This window comes from Fulvimonas sp. R45 (genome assembly GCF_030504985.1).
In the GTDB taxonomy this organism is placed as follows: Bacteria; Pseudomonadota; Gammaproteobacteria; order Xanthomonadales; family Rhodanobacteraceae; genus Rhodanobacter_A.
Genome location: NZ_JASERU010000009.1, coordinates 20,605 through 42,438 on the forward strand (window position 1 = coordinate 20,605; position 21,834 = coordinate 42,438).

15 protein-coding genes are annotated in these 21,834 nt (G+C 66.5%); 7 read left to right on the plus strand and 8 right to left on the minus strand.

What is annotated here, in order from left to right; all coding sequences use genetic code 11:
• Positions 1-11: 11 nt before the first annotated feature.
• From QMK61_RS10105 to QMK61_RS10130, 6 genes are all read right to left on the minus strand, one after another.
• On the minus strand, positions 12-1,637 hold the full coding sequence (locus QMK61_RS10105; protein WP_302072076.1) for a type I restriction-modification system subunit M: 1,626 nt from the start codon (positions 1,635-1,637) through the stop codon (positions 12-14).
• Positions 1,634-2,644 (minus strand): virulence RhuM family protein, encoded by a 1,011-nt coding sequence (locus QMK61_RS10110; protein WP_302072077.1) that lies wholly within the window; start codon positions 2,642-2,644, stop codon positions 1,634-1,636. Before QMK61_RS10110 ends, QMK61_RS10105 begins: the two co-directional genes overlap by 4 nt.
• Positions 2,641-3,828 carry an AAA family ATPase gene (locus QMK61_RS10115; protein WP_302072078.1) on the minus strand — a complete coding sequence of 396 codons (1,188 nt, stop codon included), beginning with the start codon at positions 3,826-3,828 and terminating at the stop codon, positions 2,641-2,643. The genes QMK61_RS10110 and QMK61_RS10115 overlap by 4 nt, the downstream gene beginning before the upstream one ends.
• A 3-nt stretch (positions 3,829-3,831) precedes the next feature.
• Positions 3,832-5,058, minus strand: coding sequence for a restriction endonuclease subunit S (locus QMK61_RS10120; protein ID WP_302072079.1), 1,227 nt, complete (start codon positions 5,056-5,058; stop codon positions 3,832-3,834).
• Positions 5,055-8,039 (minus strand): type I restriction endonuclease subunit R, encoded by a 2,985-nt coding sequence (locus QMK61_RS10125; RefSeq protein WP_302072080.1) that lies wholly within the window; start codon positions 8,037-8,039, stop codon positions 5,055-5,057. The genes QMK61_RS10120 and QMK61_RS10125 overlap by 4 nt, the downstream gene beginning before the upstream one ends.
• Before the next feature lie 380 nt (positions 8,040-8,419).
• The gene (locus QMK61_RS10130) at positions 8,420-10,762 is read right to left on the minus strand and encodes a S9 family peptidase (RefSeq protein WP_302072081.1); all 2,343 of its coding nucleotides are present in this window, start codon (positions 10,760-10,762) and stop codon (positions 8,420-8,422) included.
• Positions 10,763-10,955: 193 nt separating this feature from the next.
• On the opposite strand from QMK61_RS10130, the gene QMK61_RS10135 reads away from it, so the two are divergent.
• Both QMK61_RS10135 and QMK61_RS10140 read left to right on the plus strand, forming a co-directional pair.
• Complete coding sequence (locus QMK61_RS10135) at positions 10,956-11,705, plus strand: glutathione S-transferase family protein (protein WP_302072082.1); 750 nt, start codon at positions 10,956-10,958, stop codon at positions 11,703-11,705.
• A gap of 242 nt (positions 11,706-11,947) precedes the next feature.
• The gene (locus QMK61_RS10140; protein WP_302072083.1) at positions 11,948-12,400 is read left to right on the plus strand and encodes a hypothetical protein; all 453 of its coding nucleotides are present in this window, start codon (positions 11,948-11,950) and stop codon (positions 12,398-12,400) included.
• A gap of 17 nt (positions 12,401-12,417) precedes the next feature.
• On the opposite strand, the gene QMK61_RS10145 is transcribed toward QMK61_RS10140, so the two are convergent.
• On the minus strand, positions 12,418-13,320 hold the full coding sequence (locus QMK61_RS10145) for a LysR family transcriptional regulator (protein ID WP_302072084.1): 903 nt from the start codon (positions 13,318-13,320) through the stop codon (positions 12,418-12,420).
• A gap of 103 nt (positions 13,321-13,423) precedes the next feature.
• On the opposite strand from QMK61_RS10145, the gene QMK61_RS10150 reads away from it, so the two are divergent.
• Entirely contained in the window at positions 13,424-14,416 is a 993-nt protein-coding gene (locus QMK61_RS10150; RefSeq protein ID WP_302072085.1) for an aldo/keto reductase, read from the plus strand.
• 184 nt (positions 14,417-14,600) lie between these two features.
• Here the strand turns inward: QMK61_RS10150 and QMK61_RS10155 are convergent, their stop codons facing one another.
• Positions 14,601-16,577, minus strand: a complete 1,977-nt coding sequence (locus QMK61_RS10155; RefSeq protein WP_302072086.1) for a M1 family metallopeptidase — start codon at positions 16,575-16,577, stop codon at positions 14,601-14,603.
• Positions 16,578-16,679: 102 nt separating this feature from the next.
• On the opposite strand from QMK61_RS10155, the gene queF reads away from it, so the two are divergent.
• The 4 genes from queF (at position 16,680) to QMK61_RS10175 (ending at position 21,825) form a co-directional block, all read left to right on the plus strand.
• Positions 16,680-17,504 carry an NADPH-dependent 7-cyano-7-deazaguanine reductase QueF gene (gene queF / locus QMK61_RS10160; protein WP_302072087.1) on the plus strand — a complete coding sequence of 275 codons (825 nt, stop codon included), beginning with the start codon at positions 16,680-16,682 and terminating at the stop codon, positions 17,502-17,504.
• A 145-nt stretch (positions 17,505-17,649) separates the two neighbouring features.
• Entirely contained in the window at positions 17,650-18,264 is a 615-nt protein-coding gene (locus tag QMK61_RS10165; RefSeq protein WP_302072088.1) for a hypothetical protein, read from the plus strand.
• Positions 18,265-18,448: 184 nt separating this feature from the next.
• Entirely contained in the window at positions 18,449-21,004 is a 2,556-nt protein-coding gene (mprF, locus tag QMK61_RS10170; protein ID WP_302072089.1) for a bifunctional lysylphosphatidylglycerol flippase/synthetase MprF, read from the plus strand.
• The gene (locus QMK61_RS10175) at positions 21,001-21,825 is read left to right on the plus strand and encodes an AcvB/VirJ family lysyl-phosphatidylglycerol hydrolase (RefSeq protein WP_302072090.1); all 825 of its coding nucleotides are present in this window, start codon (positions 21,001-21,003) and stop codon (positions 21,823-21,825) included. The genes mprF and QMK61_RS10175 overlap by 4 nt, the downstream gene beginning before the upstream one ends.
• Positions 21,826-21,834 lie beyond the last annotated feature (9 nt).

The following is a 21,834-nucleotide window of genomic DNA, read 5'->3' on the forward strand; positions in this document are numbered from 1 at the left end:
GACGCACCGCCTTAAGGCAGCGGCGGCAAACCCAATTCCAGCAGGAAGGTGTTGTGGCGCTGCTTGGCCGCCGCTAGATCCTTCTCGATCTGTTCCAGTTCACCATGCACCTGCTTCAGGTCGATTTCCTTCTCGGCCTCGGCAGTACTGACATAGCGTGAGATGTTGAGGTTGTAGTCGTTGTTGATGATTTCCTTCATCGGCACGCGGCGGGCGTAACGCTCCACCGGCTTTTCGGGGCGCTGCCGGTAGGTATCGACGATCCGGGCGATATCCTTGTCGCTCAACTGGTTCTGGCGCTTGCCTTTGGTGAAATGCTCGGCGGCATTGATGAACAGCACGTCGTCGGCCTTCTTGCATTTCTTCAGCACCAGGATGCACACCGGGATGCCGGTGGAATAGAACAGGTTGGCCGGCAGGCCGATCACCGTATCGATGTGGCCGTCATCCAGCAGCTTGCGGCGGATGTCCGCCTCCTTGCCGCCCCGGAACAGCACGCCGTGCGGCAGGATGATGGCCATCACACCGTCGTCCTTCAGATAGTGCAGGCCATGCAGTAGGAAGGCGAAATCGGCGGCGCTCTTGGGCGCCACGCCATGGTTCTTGAAGCGCACGTCCTGCGCCATCGCCTCGCCGGGATCCCAGCGATAGCTGAAAGGCGGGTTCGCGACCACGGCATCGAACTGCGGCTTCTTCGCCGGGTTGGTCTCGCGCAACCAGTCCCAATCGTTGTTCAGCGTGTCGCCGTGGTAGATCTCGAACTCGGTGTCCTTCACCCCGTGCAGCAGCATGTTCATGCGCGCCAGGTTGTAGGTGGTGACGTTGTATTCCTGCCCCACGATCCTGCCGATGCTGCCGCCTGCCTCCTTCATGCGGTTGCGGATATTGAGCAGCAGCGAACCGGAGCCGCAGGCGAAATCGAACACGCTGTCCAGCTTGCTGCGCGGCCCGGTCTTCGGCTCCTGGCTGTCCAGCGTGACGATGGCGGACAGGATGTTGGAAATCTGCTGCGGCGTGTAGAACTCGCCGGCCTTCTTGCCGGAGCCTGCAGCGAACTGGCCGATCAGGTACTCGTAGGCATCGCCCAGCGTGTCGGTCTCGGTGGAGAACAACGCCATGCCGCGCGCGATCTCGCTGATGATGGAACACAGCTTGGCATTGCGCGCGGGATAGCTGCGCCCCAGCTTGTCCGAGCCGAGATTGATCTCCGAAAACAGCCCCTCGAAGCTGCTCTGGAACGAATCCTCTTCGATGTATTTGAAGCCGAATTGCAGCGTGTCCAGCAACGTGTCGTCCTGGGTCTTGGCTAGGTGGACGATATTGCCCCACAGGTACTTTGGCTTGATGACGTAGTGCGCCTTGCGGCGCATCTGCTTCTCGAACTCGGCCACGTCACCCGGATTGGCCGCGTACCACACCGACAGCGGCGTCTTGCCGCTGTTGCCGATCGTTGCCGGATCGGGGTAGTCCGATCCCAGCTCCTTCTTGGCCGCCGCTTCGTAGTTGTCCGACAGGTAACGCAGGAACAGGAAGGACAGCATGTAATCGCGGAAGTCGTCCGCGTTCATGCTGCCGCGTAGTTGGTCGGCGATGGCCCACAGGGTCTTGCCGAGTTGTTTCTGGTCGTTTTCGGTCATTTCTTAAGTCGTCGCTTGATCTTGTTTTCCAGCGCGGCCAGCTCGGCCTCGTCGGCAGCATCGGCATCGCGCGCTTCCTGCTGCTTGCGCTGCTCGTCGAACGCGAGGTACCGCTCGCTGGTAGCAGCTTCCATCTGTTCGTGACTGACGGAGCCGGCGCTCGTCAGCAACGGGAAGCCGTTGGAACTGATGATCTGGCCCACGTTCTCCATCCAGAAACGCATGGGAATCTCCTGGCGATTCTTGGCCCGCAGTTCCGCGGTTTCCAGGAAGATCACCACCAGCCGGTTGAGCGTGTCGATCTCGTCTTCGGTGAGGTAGTTCTTGGCGATCAGGATGTCCTGCTTGCGCACCCGTCCGCCGCTCCAGGCGCGCAGGCCGAAATGCGGATCGTCGGGGTTGGCGCGAGCCATGATGAGTTCGGCGGCGGTCTGCCCGGTCACCGCGTAAAGCAACAGGTTCTGCACGGTGGCGAAGAACACCTGCGTGGCGCGGTCGGTCTTGTCGTAGTCCACGCTCAGGGCAAACAGGTCGCGCACCTTCTGGTAGAAGCGCTTTTCCGAGGCGCGGATCTCGCGGATGCGGGCCAGCATCTCGTCGAAGTGGTCCGGGCGGCCATCCGGGTTTTTCAAGCGCTCGTCGTCCATGACGAAGCCCTTGAGCAGGTACTCCTTGAGCGCGGTACTGGCCCACCGGCGGAACTGCACGCCGCGTGGGGAACGCACTCTGTAGCCCACGGCCAGAATGGCGTCGAGGTTGTAGAGCGTGACCGGCCGACGCACCTCGCGCCCGCCCTCCCGCTGAACTACCGAGGATTCCTCGGTAGTTCGTTCAGGTTCCAATTCCTTGTCTGAAAAGATGTTTTTCAGATGCAGGCTGATGTTGTCGACGGTGACGTCGAACAACTCCGCCATCTCCGCCTGCGTCAGCCAGACCGTCTGGCCTTCGGCACGGAGCTGGATGCGGCTCTTGCCGTCTTCGCTGGTATAGAGGATCAGCTCGCTCATGCGCCTACTCGTTCATCAGGCGCTGGAGGGAACAGCTCGGGATTGAAGGCGTAGCGCGCCAGAAAATCGCCGAGAATTTTCCTGAAGTGGGCCTTGTTCTCGTCCAGCATCTGCTTCGGCTCGAACAACGAGTAGTTGCCGTGACTCATGATGTTGATCAGTCGCGTATGCAGGATGCCATCCGGATCGTCATCGGCCTGTTTGATGCAGGCCGAGAAATTCTTGTGCCCGTGGAAGCTTGCCGTCTTCTCGAGGATCGTGCGCAGCATGTTGAAGTGATGCGTGAACAGGCGATCTTCTTGGGCGGCCTGGTACAGCTCGGTCAGCGCCGCAACGTGGTGGAAGGACGGCGTGTCGCCCTTCTCCTCTCGAAGGGTGTAACCAGCACCGCCCGGGCCCTTGCCCAAAAAGAAACGCTTGGCGTTCTTCATCTCGTTGCACAGTACGTTGAAGAACAAGGGATGATGCGTCGAGATCACGGCTTTGAGCATGCTGTCTTCGCGCTTGAGCAGTTGCGCCAGCTGGTTGGCGACGGTAATCGCGTTGTGCTCGTCCAGCGATGAAATCGGGTCGTCCACGTAGACATACTTGACCCAGCGGTACGCCTCGATCTCGGGGTCCATCGCAAGCTCCACGATGGCAAGGAAGAAGCACCAGATGAAGATGTTTTCTTCTCCCCGCGAGATCTTGATGTCTTCCGCAGACACCCGCTCACCCGCCACTTGCGTTTCGCGCGAAAAGCTCACCTTCCAGCGGATCGTGTCGATGCGGAAGTCGAAGTCGGCGTATCGGCCAAGCAATCGGCGGATACGGTTGTCCATCTCCAACTGGTCAAGGCCAGCAAAGAAGCGCGAGTCCTTGTTGATCGTCAGCGACCGCTCCCGATCGTTCTGTAGGTCGTTGTCCCAACTGAACAGGTCTTCCGTAAAGGCATTGAAATAGAGCGTGTCGCCTTGGGCATCCTCAACCTCGATGGCCCCGCCATCCTCGGTAAGGATGAGTTCCCCCGCCTCCGTGATCAGCGCCGCAGGCACCCGCTGCTTGCCCATGTCCTTGAACGCCACGGAGAGTCGCGTCTTGCCCGTGCCGTTGTAGGCATAGAGCAAAATTGTCTTCTTGCCCGCCAGCTCCGTTCGGAGGTGTTGAGCCAATTCAGTCAATGCCGGGAAGTCTAAAGGCGCCATAGATCAACCCTCCGCCGGCGCCGGGAACAGCTGCTGCATCAGGCCCTGCTTGTGGGTCTTGAGGGCGGTCAGCTGGTGGGATTCGGCGGTGATCTGGGCATCTAAGGAGAAGAGGAAGTCGGCGATGCGTTGTTGCTCCTCAACCGCCGGCATCCCAAGCACCAATGACTTGATGATGTCCTTGTTGAGGTTCTGCACGCCGCTCCCGGCAGCTTGATCTACGAAATACGCTTGGCTTCGCTCTGAAAGGATCGAATAGTAGAGAAACCTACGATCCAGACTGTCAGGGATGCGGGTGACAGCGATCCAGCCGTCATGAATACATGTCTCGATCGCCGAAATGTACGGGCGACCGAAACTCATCGAGTTCGACAGAATGAAATCACCCGCCTGAATTACACGAGTCTTAGACAGCGCCTCTGGCCGCACCTTGTCTGCGGTCTTGGTGACAAACATCGCATCCCGATCAACGTCACCAATTTTCAACCAGTTGAGGCCATCAGGATGCGACGTCAGGAAGCCGTCGATGGGCCGCGGGGAGCCACCGCGCACGATTGAAGTTATGTCACCGAGCTTTTTCTCTTTCCACTCCGGCTCATCCCGGAACTCGGGGAAGCGCAGATGGGAGCACGTTTCGCCTTCGCGAGGGAATAGCTGCTGCATCAGACCACGCTTGTGCGCCTTCAACGCCTCGACCTTGCGGCCCTGCGAGGCAATCACCTCGTCCAGCGAGGTCAGGCAATCGGCGATTTTTTGTTGTTCAATCTCAGTTTCTGGCACAGCACACGGAACACTTTTCAAAACATCAACAGATAACCCGGGCTGGGCCTGTCCCGTTGCAAACTGATTCAACTGCAATCCATCTAACGTGTAACAAAGCCAATCGACGTCAATTCCAATTTTAGGTGACGATACGAGTGCGTGCTCCGTAGCGTAGAAGTCGCCTTGGGCATATTGAACATTCCCACAAAGTGCCCCTTGTCGCCCAACAAGGGGATACTTGCCAGAGTGCGTAAAGGTCGAGGTGTAACCTCGCAAGCCATTTCCGCCATAACACGGATATGACCCTTCGTATGGACTTTCGGATATTTCCGACGCGGATATGAACTTACCCGCCTGCATGTCACAAACGTGGGTCAACGTCTTCCATTCCCAGGCGGGAGCGTCCCGAAACTCCGGAAACCGCAGCTTCGGCACCGCCGTCTTCGCCCCCTGCTTCGCCATGCTCATTCCTCGTACGCCTTCAGCCCGGCGATCTCGCGGCCGCCGGCGTGCTTGTGCAGCAGCGGCAGCAGGTCGCGCATCAGCGCCAGTTCGGCCTGGGTGCGCGCCTTCCAGCCCAGATCCAGCGGGGCCAGCAGTTCGGTGAGTTGTTCGCCATCGAAGATGCGGCGGGCCAGGATCGCATCGACGAACGTCTGCAAGCTGGCGACCGACAGGCCGTGCTTACCGGATAGCACAGCCATTTCCCGCGCGGCCTTTTCCGCCTTGAACTTTTCGTAGCCCATACGGATGGCGTCCTCGTTTAACCCTTCGCCGGCCTTCAGCCCGCGCACGTATTCGCTGATGTCCTCGCGCTCGTCCATGAACTTGGCATCGCTGGCTATCAGGCCGATCAATTGCTCGCGGCTCATGCTGGCCTTGCCGGGTGCCTTCTCCGAGTAATCGGCGATCAGCTTCATGATGTAGTCGTAGTCGATGGTGCTGGAGGCGAACAGCACGAACTCGAAGTCGAGTTGCTCGACTTCGTTGCGCGTGGTTTCGTCCAGCCCGCCGGGCTTCTTCTGGTCGGCGCGCAGTTCCTCGGCCTTCTGCAGGTACTGGCCACGGAAGCTGCGCAGTTCGTCCTTGGGCAGGATCGTCTCGATCTGCGCCTGCTGTTCGGCGGTCAGGTCGGTGTACTGGTCGAGCTGGGTCTGCAGCTTCTGCACTTCCTTGAAGTGCTTGACGAAGGCGACCTTGGCCGCGGTTCCCTTGAGGTTGGCGATGTCCTCGGGTTTGCCCTCCAGCCCTTGCGAGGCGAGGAAGCTGTCGAGGTTGGCACGGGCCTCCTTCAGCTTGTCGATGACCACCGGCGCGGTGTCCACCAGCCAGATTTCGCGCGCCTTGTCGGCCCTGGCGCCGGAGAACAGCGCGATGGCGGCGTCCACCTCCTTCTGCTGGCCGCGGAAGTCGAGGATGTTGCCGTAGGGCTTGGTGTCGTTGAGCACGCGGTTGGTGCGGCTGAACGCCTGGATCAGGCCGTGGTGCCTGAGGTTCTTGTCCACGTACAGCGTGTTGAGGTACTTGCTGTCGAAGCCGGTGAGCAGCATGTCCACCACGATCACGATGTCCAGCTTCTCGCGGCCTTTCTTCGGCAGGTCGGCATTGGGGAACTGCTGGTCCTTGATGCGCTGCTGCACATCCTGGTAGTAGGCGTCGAATTCCTCGATGCGGTGGTTGGTGCCAAAGCGCGTGTTGTAGTCGGCGATGATGGCCTTCAGTGCAGCCTTCTTGGCGTCCGGGTCTTTCTTGTTGTCGGCCAGCTCCTGCGGCAGGTCTTCCTGCAACTGGCGCACATCGGCGCTGACGTCGCTGGGCGGCGAGAACACGGCGGCGATGTTGAGCGGCTGCCAGTCCGGATCGGCCTGCTGCTTCTCCGCCTGTGCCGTCCTGAAAATGTCGAAGTACTCGATGGCGTCGTTGATGGATGACGTGGCGAGGATGGCGTTGAAGCGGCGCCCGCCGGTGGCGGCATCGTGCTTGCTCAGGATGGCATCGACCACGGCCCGCTTGGCCAACGTTTCACCCGGCTTGGGTGCGTGCTTGCCGTCGGGCTTGTAGTACTCGACGTGGAAGCGCAGGACGTTCCTGTCCTCGATGGCGTGGGTGATGGTGTATTCGTGCAGAGACTGTTGGAACAGGTCCTCGGTGGTCTTCAGCGTTTGCTCGTCGCCTTCGATGCGCTTGTAGCTGGCGTTTTCCTCGAAGATCGGCGTGCCGGTGAAGCCGAACAACTGGGCGTTGGGGAAGAACTCCCTGATGGCCTGGTGGTTTTCGCCGAACTGCGAGCGGTGGCATTCGTCGAAGATGAAGACGATGCGCTTGTCGCGCAAGGGTTCCAGCCGCTGCCGATAGTCTGCGCGAGCCGGATCCAGCGCACGACCCAGCTTCTGGATGGTGGTGACGATTACCTTGTCGGCAGCATCGTCAGACATCAGGCGGCAAACCAGTGACTCGGTATTGGTGTTCTCCTCGACGCAACCCTCCTGGAAGCGGTTGAACTCCTCGCGAGTCTGGCGATCCAGATCCTTGCGGTCCACCACGAACAGGCACTTCTCGATGGCCGGGTTGGCCTTGAGCAGGGTGGAGGCCTTGAAGCTGGTGAGCGTCTTTCCGCTGCCGGTGGTGTGCCAGATGTAGCCGTTGCCCAGGTTCTTGTCGATGCACTCGACGATGTTCTTCACCGCGTAGATCTGGTACGGCCGCATCATCAGCAGCTTCTGCTCGCTGGCCACCAGCACCATGTAGCGGCTGATCATCTGCCCCAGCGTGCATTTGGGCAGGAAGGCGTCGGCAAAGGCATCGAGGCCACTGATCTTGCTGTTGTCGGGTGCGGCGTACTGGTAGATGGGCAGGAAGCGCTCGTCGGCATTGAAGGCGAAATGGCGCGCGTTGTTGTTGGCGAAGTAATACGTCGCGTCGCGGTTGCTGACGATGAACAGCTGGATGAAGCACAGCAACGTGCGCGTGTAGCCGTTGCCGGCGTCGTTCTTGTATTCGACGATCTGCTCGATGGCGCGGCGCGGGTTGATGCCCAACGTCTTCAGCTCGATCTGCACGGCGGGCACGCCGTTGATCAGCAGCATCACGTCGTAGCGGTGGTAGCTATAGTCGGTGTTGATGCGGAACTGGCTGGCGACCTCGAAGGTGTTCTTGCACCAATCGGTGATGTTGACCAGGGTGTAGTTCAGCGGCGTGCCGTCGTCGCGGGTGAACGCGTTGCGGTGGCGCAGCGTTTGTGCGGCCTTGAACACGTCAGGCGTGACAATTTCCTCCAGCAGGCGCTGGAACTCGGCATCGGTCAGGCTGACCCGGTTGAGCGTTTCGAAATGCTTGCGGAAGTTGCGTTCCAGCGCGGCGCGGTCGTGGATGTCCGGGCGTACCGTGTACTTGAGCTCACCAAGCTTTTCGATCAACTCCTGCTCGATGGTGCTTTCCCTGACTTGCATAGCAATCTCGCTCTCGGACGGTTGTTGCGTCGTGAACCGGTGTCCGGCAAATGGCTTGGCAAGTCTACCGGATGAGGGTACGCAACCCGCATTGCCGATGGATATGGCCGATCGACTCCCGGCCGACCCTGGCCGGTTTGAGACTGCCACGGCCACCGACCTGTGCCAATCCTTTGAAATATGGCATGAGCCCGCTCTGCCGCTGTCATTCGGCTGCTGCCCAGCTGGAGGTCGGCCCGGTTTGTGGGCGTCCTTCATGCCACGTGGCCGATGCGGTCAAACCACGGTACCGCGATTCATCGAAGATCGAGCGGCTCGTTTATGACGAAAAAAGCCGGGGCTCTCGCCCCGGCCTCGCTCGATCCGTCACGTGTGCGCGATCAGAACCACGGCCACGCCTTCAGCCTGTACTCCTTCGGCGGCGTGTCGCCGGCGAGGTACTGCACGAAGTAGTCCCAGCGCCGGCGCGTGGCGTACGGCGTGGAGGCGGCGTAGCCGTGGTGGACGTTGGGGATGATCAGCATGTCGAAGTCCTTGTTGGCCTTGATCAGCGCCTGCGCCACCAGGTAGGTCTCGCCCACCGGCACGTTGTCGTCGATGGTGCCGTGGACCAGCATCAGATGGCCCTTGAGGTGCTTCGCCATGTCCTGGTTGGCCTGGTTGTCGTAGTTGGTGGTGCCGTCCTTGTTCGTCACCAGCAGGCCCTGGTACTTCTCGCCCCAGTCGTTCTCGTAGTTGCGGTTGTCGTGGTTGCCGCTCTCGGCCCAGCCGACCTTGAAGAAGTCGGGGTAGCGGAACATTGCGTCGGCGGTGGTGTTGCCGCCGCCGGAGTGGCCCCAGATGCCGACGCGGTTCACGTCGATCCACGGGTAGCGCTGCGCCAGTTCCTGGATGCCCTTGACCTGGTCGGGCAACGTGTTGTCGCCCATGTCGCCGTACCAGGTGTGGTGGAACGTGGTGGAGCGCCACGGCGTGCCCATGCCGTCGAGCGCGACCACGATGAAGCCGAGTTCGGCCAGCGCCTGGTTGTCGCCGCGCGAGGGGTTGAAACTGCGACCGCGCACCGAGCCGGTCTGCGGGCCGGGGTAGACGTAGTCGATCACCGGGTATTTCTTGTGCGGATCGAAGTGCGACGGCTTGAACATGATGCCGTACAGGTCCGTCTTGCCGTCGCGCGCCTTCACCGTGAACGGGATCGGCGCCACCCAGCCGGCGGCCTTGAGGCGGCTGATGTCGGCCTTGGCGATGGTGGCGATGACGTGGCCATCGGCGCTGGAGCGCAGCACGGTCACTGGCGGCGTGGTCGGCGTCGAGTAGCTGTCGACGAAGGTCTTGCCGTCGGGCGACAGGCTGATGGTGTGGTCGGCGTTCTCCGGCGTGAGCAGCACCGGCTTGCCGCCGTCCAGGCTCACCTTCCAGAACTGGCGGTAGTAGGGATTCACGCCGGGTACCTTGCCCACGCCCACGAACCACAGCTCGCGCGCCTTGCGGTCGAGGTGCAGCACCTCGGCGACGTTGCCGTCGCCGGTGGTGATCGGGTGCTTCACCTTGCCGGTCCTGAGGTCGACCAGGTAGAGGTTGTTCCAGTCGTTGCGTTCGGACGGCCAGACCGCCTCGTCCGTCTTCGGCAGGTACTGCCAGTTGACCTCGCCGTGGCCGCTTTCGTAGTAGTCCTTCACGGTTTCCTCGAAAGCCGTGCGCACGGCGCCGGTCCGCGCGTCGGCCACGCGGTACCACTCGTGCTTGCGGTCGCGCGAGCTGTTGACCATCGCCAGGGTCTGGCTGTCCGGCGCCCACTTCAGGTCGCTCCAGTGGCCGTCGCTGTTGCAGCTGATGTCGTCGCACAGGCTGGACAGGCGCTGCTGCGGCTCGATCTTCAGCCGCACCACCTTGCGGCTGGCCACGTCGATCACCACCGGCTCGATCATGAACACCTTCTTGTCGCCCGGCAGCGGGTACTTCCAGGCGTCCAGCACCGGGTGGCCGACCTGGGTCTTCACGGTGTACATCTCGCCCACGCCGCGCTGGTCCTGCTGGTAGGTGGCGAGCTTCTTCGAGTCGGGCGACCAGTTCACCACGGCGCGGCCGGTGTGGATCCAGCCGGCGTTGTCGGTGGCGTAGCCGAAGTCCTTCACGCCGTCGGTGGTGAGCTGGGTCTCCTTGCCGGTGGCGAGGTCGCGCACCCACAGGTTCCAGTCGCGGACGAAGGCTTCCTTGGTCTTGTCGGGCGAGAGGATGCCGGGCTCGTCGCCGGTCTTCGCCTTGGCCTTGGCGGTGCACTGGCCGGCGCCCTTGAGATCGCACAGGTAGTGCTTGCCCATCAGCTCGATGTCGTAGCGGCCGTCCTTCTGCACGCTGAAGTCGAAGCCGAACGGCGGCACCTTGTCGGCCGGCACCGGCTTGCCGGTGGCCTTGCCCAGCGCGGCGGCCAGCCGGGCCTGGTCGAACGCCGGGGCGGCCTTGCCGGTGACGGTGTCCATTTCCATCACATGGTCGCCGCGGGCGTCGTGGTCGCGGTACCAGAAATGGGTGTCGTCCAGCCACTTCACCCGCTGCACGTCGTGGTCGACCAGCGGCATGGTGTTGTAGGACATGAAGCGTTCCGCCTGCGCATAATCCTGCGCCGTGAGCGTGCGTCCCTGCGCCATCGCGCCGCTGGCGCACGCCAGCAGCCCCGCTGCCAGCGCACCGCACAGGCGCGTCTTGCCGATCGTCGAATTCATGCTGCGCTCCCCTCGGGGTGTTCTCGTAAAGCGGCCGTTCCGCGCGGCCGGACCGCGCGCGAATCGCCCGATGCTAGCGCGCCATGACCTTCGGCACCCCTGCCAAAGGTTGAGGGGGCGCGGCGGCCACGCGACTTGACGCCGGCACGAGGCGGCCGCCACGCTGGCCGTCCCGCCTTCCCAGGACGCACGCATGCCCGGCCTCGTCGTGATCGGCAGCTACATCTCGCCCTACGTGCGCAAGGTACTGGCCTGCCTGGAGCTGAAGGGGCTGGACTACGCGATCGATCCGATCCCGCCGTTCACCGGCAACGCCGCGTTCGCCCGGCTCAGCCCGCTCGGGCGGGTGCCGGTGCTGCTCGACGGCGAACTGGTGCTCAACGATTCCTCGGTGATCTGCCAGTACCTGGAGGACAAGCACCCTTCGCCTGCGCTGTACCCGCACGACATCGCCGCGCGCGCCCGCGCCCGCTGGCTGGAGGAATACGCCGACACCCGGTTGGCCGACGGGCTGATCTGGCGACTGTTCTACCAGCGCTCGATCCGCCGGCGCACCACCGGCGAGCCGCCCGACGAGGCGGTGGTCGCGCAGGCGCTGGAGGTGGAGATCCCCGCCGCGCTGGATTACCTGGAAAGCCAGCTGCCCGCCGCCGGCTTCGTGTTCGGCGGGCTCTCGATCGCCGACATCAGCATCGCCTGCTACTTCCGCACCGCCGCCTTCGTGCGCTACGCCATCGACGCGGCGCGCTGGCCGCGCACCGCGGGGCTGGTGGCGCGCACGCTGGAACTGCCCGCGTTCCGCAGGCTGGCCCGCTTCGAGGACTGCATGCTGCGCCGCCCGCTGGCCGAGCACCGCGACGCGCTGCGCGAGGCCGGCGCCACGCTCACCGACGGGACCTGGGGCGACGGCCCGGTGCGCGCGGTGCAGCCGCGGCAATCCTGAGGCGGATATCCGCATGGGCCGACCGCGCCGTCCGCCGGCCACGCGGGTCCACCCGGTCCTGTCGGCCGGCGGGCCGCGATAGGCGGCCGCTCGCCATCGTCGCCGGGCCGGTCGTCACCAGCTCATGGCGGCTCGGCGCGAAAACGGCAGGCTGGCAGGACGTCCATGCCTCCCGGAGGAAGCCGCCCGTGAAACGCCGATCCGATGTGCCTCGACCGCGCCGCACAGCGCCATGGGCATGGATGGCCTGCCTTGCCGGCCTGGCCGTGGCGTCCGCCCATGCCCAGGCGCCATCGACCTGCGACCGTCCCGAACTGCAGGGGCAGAAGCGCGATCCGGCCACCATCCAGCGGCTGGAACGGGCCTGGTCGGTCGCCTACCTCAAGGGCGATACCGTACTGGAGGCGTGCCTGCTGCTGCCCGGCTTCACCGAGATCCTCGGCGACGGCCGCACGATGCGATTGAACGGCGAACTGGCGCTGGCGCGCTCCAACCAGGGGAAGCACCTGCCGATACCCGGCCTCCCGGCCGAACGCGTGCTGTTGCAGGGCGACGCGGCCGTCGCCTTCGGCACCACGGCGTCGAAGGCTTCCGACGGGCAAGTCCACCGGCAATGGTTCGCCGACTACTACGTCTGGGACCACGACGCCTGGCACGTCTATTTCGCCCAGCAGACGCCGGTCGCTTCGCCCTGAGCGGCGGCCGGCCGGCGTCAGCGCTGCGCCGCCATCAGTTCCACCAGCCAGTCCACGAACACGCGCAGCCGCGCCGGCATCTGCCGCTGCGGCGCGTACAGCACGTGCACCGGCAGCGTGGGCGGCGGCAGGCCGGGCAGCAGTTCGCACAGGCTGCCTCCGGCCAGCGCCCCGGCGATGCGGTAGCGCGGGAACTGCGCGATGCCCAGCCCCGCCTCGCAGCACGCCAGGTAGGCGTCCACGCCGCTGACGGTGACGCGCGAGGGCAGGTGCACCTCGCGGCGGCGGCGTTTCACCATGAACTCCAGCGAGGGCTCAGGCCGGCGCGTGGTGGGCGAGGCCCAGTTCACGGCCACATGGCCCTGCTGCAGCTCCGCCAGCGTGGCGGGCCGGCCGCGCCGGCGCACGTAGTCCGCGCTGGCCACGGTGACCTGGGCCAGCATGGCCACGCGCCGCCCGACCAGGCCGGAGTCCGGCAGCTCGCCCACGCGCAGCACGCAGTCCACGCCCTCGCGCAGCAGGTCGACGAAGCGATCGCTGGTGCCGATGTCCAGCTCGATGCCCGGGTAGCGCGCGCAGAATTCCGGCAACCCGGGGATCACCAGCCGGCGCGCCAGCGTGGCCGGCACGTCGATGCGCAGGCGCCCCTGCGGCTTCAGCGCGGCGTCGCGGAAATCCGCCTCCACCTCGTCCAGGTCGGCCAGCAGGCGCACGCAATGCGCGTAGTAGGCCTGGCCGTCGCGGGTGACGCGCTGGCAGCGCGTGGTCCGCTGCAGCAGTTGCGCGCCCAGCCGCGCCTCCAGCTTCTTGATGGCGTGGGTGACGGTGGCGCGCGGCAGGCCGAGGTCGTTGGCGGCGGCGGTGAAGCTGCCCAGCTCGACGATCCGCGCGTACAGCCGCATGGTGTCCAGGCGATCCATGGATTGTTGATCTGAATTGAATGGTGATGGTGATTATTGAGTATTTATCCGACAACGGCCACGACGCACCATGGCGCCACCCTCACCCATGGAGTGCATCGCAATGCAGACCCGCACGCTCGGCAAGAACGGTCCCCAGGTTTCCGCCCTCGGCCTCGGCTGCATGGGCATGAGCGACTTCTACGGCGACCGCGACGACGCCGAATCCATCGCCACCATCCACCATGCGCTGGACCGCGGCCTGACCCTGCTCGACACCGCCGACATGTACGGCCCGCACATCAACGAGGAGCTGGTGGGCAAGGCGATCAGGGGACGCCGCGACGAGGCCTTCGTCGCCACCAAGTTCGGCATCGTGCGCGATCCCGCCCACCCGCAGGCGCGCGGCGTCAACGGCCGCCCCGAGTACGTGCGCGCCTCGTGCGAGGGCAGCCTGAAGCGGCTCGGCATCGAGACCATCGACCTGTACTACCAGCACCGCGTGGACCCGAACGTGCCGATCGAGGAAACCGTGGGTGCGATGGCCGAGCTGGTGGCCGCGGGCAAGGTGCGTTACCTGGGCCTGAGCGAAGCCTCGGCCGCCACGCTGGAACGCGCCGGCAAGGTGCACCCCATCGCCGCGCTGCAGAGCGAATTCTCGCTGTGGACGCGCGACCCGCAGCACAACGGCGTGCTCGACGCCTGCCGCCGGCTGGGCATCGCCCTCGTCGCCTACTCGCCGCTGGGGCGCGGCTTCCTCACCGGCGCGATCCGCTCGCCCGACGACTTCGAACCCGACGACTACCGTCGCCACAGCCCGCGCTTCATGGGCGAGAACTTCGCCCGCAACCTGGCGCTGGTGGACAAGGTGAAGGCGCTCGCCGCCGACAAGGGCTGCTCGCCCGCGCAACTGGCGCTGGCCTGGGTGCTGGCGCAGGGCGAGGACGTGCTGGCGATCCCCGGCACCAAGAAGCGCAGCCGGCTGGACGAGAACCTCGGCGCGCTGGACGTGACGCTGTCGAAGGACGACCTGGCCGCGATCGACGCGGTGTTCCCGCCCGAGGCGGTGGCCGGCGAGCGCTACGCGGCGGCGAGCATGACGCACGTCAACGGTTGACGGTGCGCTCCTCCCCTGCCTGCAGGGGGAGGCCGGGAGGGGGTAAACGCTCCCGCGAGGTTGCTTACCCCTCCCCGACCCTCCCCTGCGAGCAGGGGAGGGAGTTCCATTTCAAGGCATCGTGTAGCTGTTGTTGGAACTTCCGGCATGCCGCGGTACAGCACGACGCCGAGGGAGTTCCATTTCAAGGCATCGTGTAATTGTTGTTGGAACGGTCCGCGTCGGGCAGCTTGTGGTCGGGGTCGAGTTCCAGCTTCGCGATGCGCTTGCCCGTGTCCAGCGTGATCTTCGGCGTGCCGCTCTGCCGCCACGCTTCCACCGGCACGCGCAGGTCGCGGTGGCTGCCGTCGGCGAAGTCCACGCGCAGCGTGGCCGGCATCACCAGCTTCTGCCGGCTGACCAGGTCCACCGTGGCGCCCCGGGCGGGGTCGTTGCCCACGTAGGACGCGCCGGCGATGCCCATGTCCAACTGCCAGTTGTGGAAGTACCAGCCGCGCCACCACCACGACAGGTCCTCGCCCGCGGCGCTGTCCATGAAGCGGAAGAAGTCCGACGGCGTGGGATGGTGGTACGCCCAGGTACGGATGTAGGCGCGGAAGGCGGGGTCGAAGCGGTCCGGGCCGAGGATCTGCTCGCGCAGCAGCACCAGGCCCAGCGCGCCCTTGAAGTAGGTCAGCGGGTGGCGGTACTTCTCGCTGATCGAGTCGGCGTGGGCCATCAGCACCGGCGCGTCCGGATCGGCCAGCAGCGGCAGGATCTCGTCCACCGGGTTGCCACCGTGCGGCGCGTACTCGCCGTCGCGCTTGGGGCCGTATTCGCCGTGGTTGAAGGCGTCCGAGGCGTAGACGTCGATGAAGGTGTTGAAGCCCTCGTCCATGAACGCGTGGCGGCGCTCGTTGGAGCCCACCACCATCGGGAACCAGGTGTGGCCGATCTCGTGCGCGCTGATCCAGAACAGCGGCTTGCCGTGGTCCTCGTAGCCGTCGAACACGATGCCGGGGTATTCCATGCCGGCGCCGTGGCCACCGAGGTTGATCGCGTTCGGCCACGGGTACGGGTACCACTTCGCCGAGAAGTGCTCGACCGCGCCCTTGATGTATTCGGTGGAACGATTCCACTTGTCGGCCCCCACGCCCTCGACCGGGTAGATCGACATCGCCATCGCGTGCTTGCCGCCGGGCAGGTTGATGCGCGCGGCGTCCCACACGAAGGCCGGCGAGGCGGCGAAGGCCACGTCGCGGGTGTGCTCCATGTGGAAGCGCCAGGTCAGCGTGCCGCTGCGGGTGGGCCGGCTGGACGGATCGTTCACCTCGTCCGGCTTGCGGATGTAGACGGTGCGGTCGCTCTTCGCCGCCTCGGCCAGGCGCTGGCGTTCGGTGGCGGTGAGCACCTGGTCGGGATTCACGAGCTGGCCGGAGCCTTCCACGATCCAGTTCCACGGCACCGTCACCGCGTAGTCGATGGTGCCGTATTCGAGGTAGAACTCCTGCCCCAGGTAGGGCAGCGTGTCCCAGCCGCGCAGGTCGTCGTACACCGCCATGCGCGGGAACCACTGCGCGATCTCGTAGATGTCGCCGTTCTTGCTCGGCGTCACCGCGGTGCGGCCGCCCCACGTGCCGGGCACGGTGTAGTGGTAGCGGATGCGCAGCTTGAGCTGGCCGCCATCGGCCTTCAGCGCCGCGGGCAGGTCCACGCGCAGGCGGGTGTCGTCCACCAGGTAATGCACCGGCTTGCCGTCGATCTCCACCGCGTCGAGCTGGTAGCCGTCGGTGGACTGGCCGGGCTTGCGCGGGAACGGCGACGTGGTCGCGGCGCGCGAATCCGGCTTGTAGATGTTCTGGTCCAGCTGCAGCCACAGCGCGTCCAGCGCGTCGGGGCTGTGGTTGGTGTAGGTGATCGTCTCGTCGCCGGCGAGCGTGTGCGTGGCCGGGTCGATGCGCGCCTGGATGGCGTAGTCGGCACGGTTCTGCCAGAACGCCGGGCCGGGCCTGCCGGCGCCGTCGCGGATGGCGTTGGCCGGGTGCGGCAGGGCCAGCGGCGCGAACAGCGCCTGGGGATCGAAGCCGGCATCCTTGCCGTCGGCGAAGGCCGGCGCGCTCAGCGCGGCGGCCACGGCGAACAGGGCGACCGCCGCGGGGCGGGCCAGGACCGGGGTCTTCATGCGGCTTCCTTCGGGTCGGGGAATGCGAACGGCCCACTATAGGAACCTCGGCGCGCGCGTGGATAGGCCAGAAGTCCTGCCCGGGGCCGGTAGAATGCACGCATGAGCACCCCCGACCATTCCCCGCTCGGCAAGGCCACGCCCTACGCCGACCGCTACGACCCCCGGCTGCTGTTCCCGATCCCCCGCGCGGCCAAGCGCGCCGAGATCGGCGTGGGCACGCCGCTGCCGTTCCACGGCGTGGACGTCTGGAACGCCTACGAGCTGTCCTGGCTGGACATGCACGGCAAGCCGCAGGTGGCGGTGGCCGAGTTCCGCGTGCCGGCCACCTCGCCCAACCTGATCGAGTCGAAGTCGTTCAAGCTGTACCTCAACGGTTTCGCGCAGGAACCGCTGGCCAGCGCCGCGGCGCTGCGCGCCCTGCTGCAGCAGGACCTCACCACCGCCGCCGGCGACGTGGTCGAGGTGAGCCTGCGCCCCGCGCGCACCGGCGAGCACGCCTTCGCCGACCTCGCCGGCGAGTCGATCGACGCGCTGCCGGTGGCAGTCGACGACTACGGCCCGCCCAAGGCCGGCTACCTGCGCGCCGCCGCCGGCGCCGCCATGGTCGAGGAGACCCTGGTCTCCGACCTGCTGCGCTCCAACTGCCCGGTCACCGGCCAGCCCGACTGGGGCAGCGTGCAGATCGCCTACCGCGGCGCGCCGATCGACCGCGAGGGCCTGCTGCGCTACCTGGTCTCCTTCCGCACCCACAGCGAATTCCATGAACAATGCGTGGAGCGCATCTACATGGACGTGATGGCGCGCTGCGCGCCGGAACGGCTCAGCGTGTACGCCCGCTACACCCGCCGCGGCGGGCTGGACATCAACCCGCTCCGCAGCAGCGTCCCCGCCGTCCCGGCCAATCCGCGCGGCGCCCGCCAGTAGCGGAACGCATGTCCACGCGCCTGCCAAGCGGGCGCGCGCCGGCCGGTCATCGGCACTTCAGATCGGCCGCGCTAGCCTTCGCCTCCACGCCTGCCCGCGACGCGGGCCGCACCCGAACCCTGCGCGTTTTCACCGGAAGCCGCCCATGAAACCCTCCGTACGTACCGCCGCCCTGACCAGCGCCCTGCTCGCCGCCCTGCTCGCCCTGACCGCCTGCGGCAAGAGCGGCCAGCCCGCCGCCAACCAGCCGGCCGCCAGCGGCAGCGCCGCCCCGGCCGCCGCCGCAAGCACCCCGGCCGCGCCACCGGCCGCCCCGGCCGCCGCCGGCACCGCCGCGAAGCCCGCCGCCAGCGGTACCGCCGCGGCGGCTCCCGCACCGGCCGCCAGCGTTCCGGCCGCAGCCAGCGCCGACGCCGACGTGCTCAAGGTCGCCTCGCTCACCGTGGGCGACGCGGTGAACGCCGACCACAAGGTGCGCAAGGCGCAGGACCATTTCGCGCCGGACCAGAAGTCGCTCTACGCCAGCGTCGCCACTACCGGCGACACCGACGGCGCCACGCTCGGCGCGAAGTGGAGCTACCTGGAAGGCAAGGGCCAGCTGGTCAGCAACATCAGCCAGCGCATCGCCACCCACGGCCCGGCCACCACCACCTTCAAGGTGGAGAACCCCAACCTGTGGCCGGAAGGCAAGTACAAGGTCGACATCTCGCTGGACGGCAAGCAGGTCGCCAGCCAGACCTTCGAAGTGAAGAAGCGCTGAGCTTTCCCGCCCGACGCGGACCGAGCGCCCGGCCTGCCGGGCGCTTTTGCATGGCGGACGCGGCGTCCGCGTTGCGCATGGCGGCCGCTGTGGCACCATCGCCTTCCGTGGCATCCGAGGATCACGACCGGTGGAACAGCAAGGGGGCGCTGAGATCCTGAGCCGACAGGAGGATCCTGGTCGCGTGCCGGCGGGTCCGGCCTGGCTGCGCCGCTTCGGCGGCCCGCTGCTGTCGGTGCTGATGCTCGCGCTGGCGCTGTGGGCGCTGCAGAAGCTGGCCGGCGAGGTGAGCTACCACGCGGTGGGGCAGTACCTGCACCGCCTGCGCCGCGGCCGCATCGGCCAGGCCGTCGTGCTCACCGCGCTGGGCTACGCGGTGATGACGCTGTACGACATGTTCGCGCTGGCCGCCATCGGCAAGCCGCTGCCGCGCCGGCGCGTGGCCCTGATCTCCTTCATCAGCTACGCCTTCAGCAACACGCTGGGCATGGCGCTGCTGGTGTCCGGTTCGATCCGCTACCGCTTCTACATCCAGGCCGGGCTGTCCACGGCCGAGGTGGCGAAGGTGGTGCTGTTCTGCACGCTCAGCTTCTGGCTGGGCCTGTGCGCGGTGACCGGCGCCACGCTGCTGCTGGAGCCGGTGTCGCCGCAGCTGCCGCTGGCCGCGCTGCACCTGCCGCTGGGCGTGCTGCTGGCCGCGGCGCCGCTGGCCTGGGTGCTGGGCGGCGCGTTGCGGCGCCGGCCGCTGCGGCTGTGGCGCTGGCAGTTCGCGCTGCCTGCGCCGGGCACCGCGCTGCGCCAGGTGCTGGTGGGCGCGCTGGACTGGGGCCTGGCGGCGGCGGTGCTGTACGCGCTGATGCCGAGCGAGATCGTGATCGACTTCGGCCCGTTCCTGGCGATCTTCGTGCTGGCGCAGATGGCCGGCCTAGTGAGCCACGTGCCGGGCGGCCTGGGCGTGTTCGAGGCGGTGATGCTGGCCGGCCTGGGCGCCACCGGCAACGCGGCGCTGGCCGCGCCGGTGCTGGGCGCGCTGGCCGCGTTCCGCGGCGTGTACTACCTGCTGCCGCTGTGCGTGGCCACGCTGGCGGTGGTGCTGCGCGAGGCGCGCGGGCTGCGCCGGCATGCGCGCCTGCCGCGCTGGTTCGCCAGCCTGCTGCCGCCGTTCTTCGCCGGCCTTACCCTGGTCTCCGGCGCGGTGCTGCTGTTCTCCGGCGCCACCCAGGCGCTGCCGCGCCGGCTGGCGATCCTGCGCGACGTGATGCCGCTGCCGGTGCTGGAGGTGTCGCATTTCCTCAACAGCGTGGTGGGCATGTCGCTGCTGATCCTGGCGCGCGGCCTGCAGCGCCGGCTGGACGCCGCCTACGTGCTGACCCTGGTGCTGCTGGTGGCCGGCGCGGTGTTCTCGCTGCTCAAGGGCATCGACTACGAGGAAGCCACGTTGCTGATCCTGCTGGCGCTGGCGCTGGCGCCGGCGCACCGGCTGTTCTACCGCCGCGCCTCGCTGTTCCACGCCACCTTCTCGTTCGGCTGGTCGCTGGCGATCGCGGCGGTGCTGGGCTGCACGGTCTGGCTGGTGCTATTCAGCTACCAGCACGTGGAGTACAGCAACGACCTGTGGTGGGAGTTCAGCTTCCACCACGGCGGCGCGCCGCGCGCGCTGCGCGCGCTGGTGGGCGCCGCCGCGGTGGGGCTGCTGTTCGCCCTGGTCAGCCTGATCCGCTCGGCGCGCCCGCGCCCCACCCTGCCGGACGAGGCCGCGCTGGCCCGCGCGCTGCCGCTGATCAAGCGCTTTCCCTCCGCCCAGGCGCACCTGGCGCTGATGGGCGACAAGCCGCTGCTGTTCGATCCCGACGGCCGCGGCTTCATCATGTATGGCATCGAGGGCCGCAGCTGGGTGGCGATGGGCGACCCGGTGGGCGCCGACGCCAAGGCGCGGCAGGAACTGGTGTGGACCTTCCACGAGCAGTGCGAGCGCGCCGGCGGCTGGCCGGTGTTCTACCAGGTGAACCCGCGCGACCTGGACCTGTACCTGGAAGTGGGCATGAGCCTGCTGAAGGTGGGCGAGGAGGCGCGCGTGCGGCTGGACGCGTTCAACCTCGACGGCAAGTCGAGGAAAAGCCTGCGCAACATCGTCAGCAAACTGCAGCGCGAAGGGCTGCGGCTGGAGATCGTGCCGCAGGCGGACGTGCCCGCGCTGCTGCCGCGACTGAAGCCGGTGTCCGACGCCTGGCTGCGCGACAAGCGCGTGCGCGAGAAGGGCTTCTCGCTGGGCGCGTTCGACGAGCGCTACCTGGCGCGCACGCCGTTGGCGGTGGTGTGGCAGGGCGACGAGCCGCTGGCGTTCGCCAACCTGTTCCTCAGCGGGACGATGGAAGAAGCCTCGGTCGACCTGATGCGCCACCGCCCCGACGGCCCCGCCGGCCTGATGGACTACCTGTTCGTCGAGCTGATGCAGTGGTCGAAGGCGCAGGGCTACCGCTGGTTCAACCTCGGCATGGCGCCGCTGTCCGGCCTCACCAGCCGCCGCCAGGCGCCGCTGTGGAACCGCTTCGGCGCAATGATCTTCGGCCGCGGCGAACGGTTCTACAATTTCCGCGGTCTGCAGCGCTACAAAGACAAGTTCGATCCCGAATGGGAGCCGCGCTACATGGCGGTGCCCGGCGGCATCGCGCTGCCGGTGGTGCTGGCCAACGTGGCCAGCCTGATCTCCGGCGGCCTCACCGGAGTGGTACGTCGATGAAATTCGTTGCCCTGGGCACCGTGGCCGCCTGCGTGGTGGTCGCCGCCGCGATCATCTGGAACCCGTTCGCGCGGCCCAGCCTGGAGAAGGCCACCGTGAAGCTGCAGCCCGCGCCGCAGGTACAGGCGCCGGCCGCGGACCGCGACGTGCTGGTGGTGTTCTATTCCGGCGACGGCGGCTGGCGCGACCTCGACCGCCAGGTCGGCCAGCAACTGGTGCAGCGCGGCTTCCCGGTGCTCGGCGTCAGCATGCTCGACTACTACTGGCGGCACCGCTCGCCGGAGGAATCCGCGCAGGAACTGGACGCGATGATCACCCGCTACCTGGCGCAATGGCACAAGCGGCGCGTGTGGATGGTCGGCTTCTCGTTCGGCGCCGACGTGCTGCCCACCCTGGTCGACAAGCTCAGCCCCGCCAACCGGGCGCGCGTCAGCCAGCTGGTGCTGCTCTCGCCCAGCCGCGACGTGAACTTCGAGATCGCGTTGGAGGGCTACATGCGCGAGAACTGGCTGAAGACCAAGCTCAAGGCGCTGATGGAGAAGCTCAACCCGATCCCGCACTACCCCGCGCTGCCGCGCGTGGCCGCGCTGGACGGCAAGCCGCCGGTGGTCTGCTACTACGGCGTGGAGGACAGCGACGACGACAGCCTGTGCGATGCGCCCGGCCTGCCGGCGTGGATCACCGTGCACAAGACGCCGGGCGACCACCACTTCGACGGCAACTACCCGGCGCTGGCCGAGCGGATGATCGGCGAGTTCCCGCACGTCACCGCACCGGTGGCGCCTGCCACGCCCGCCCCCGGCACAAGCGTCGCCAAGTGAGCCCCTCCC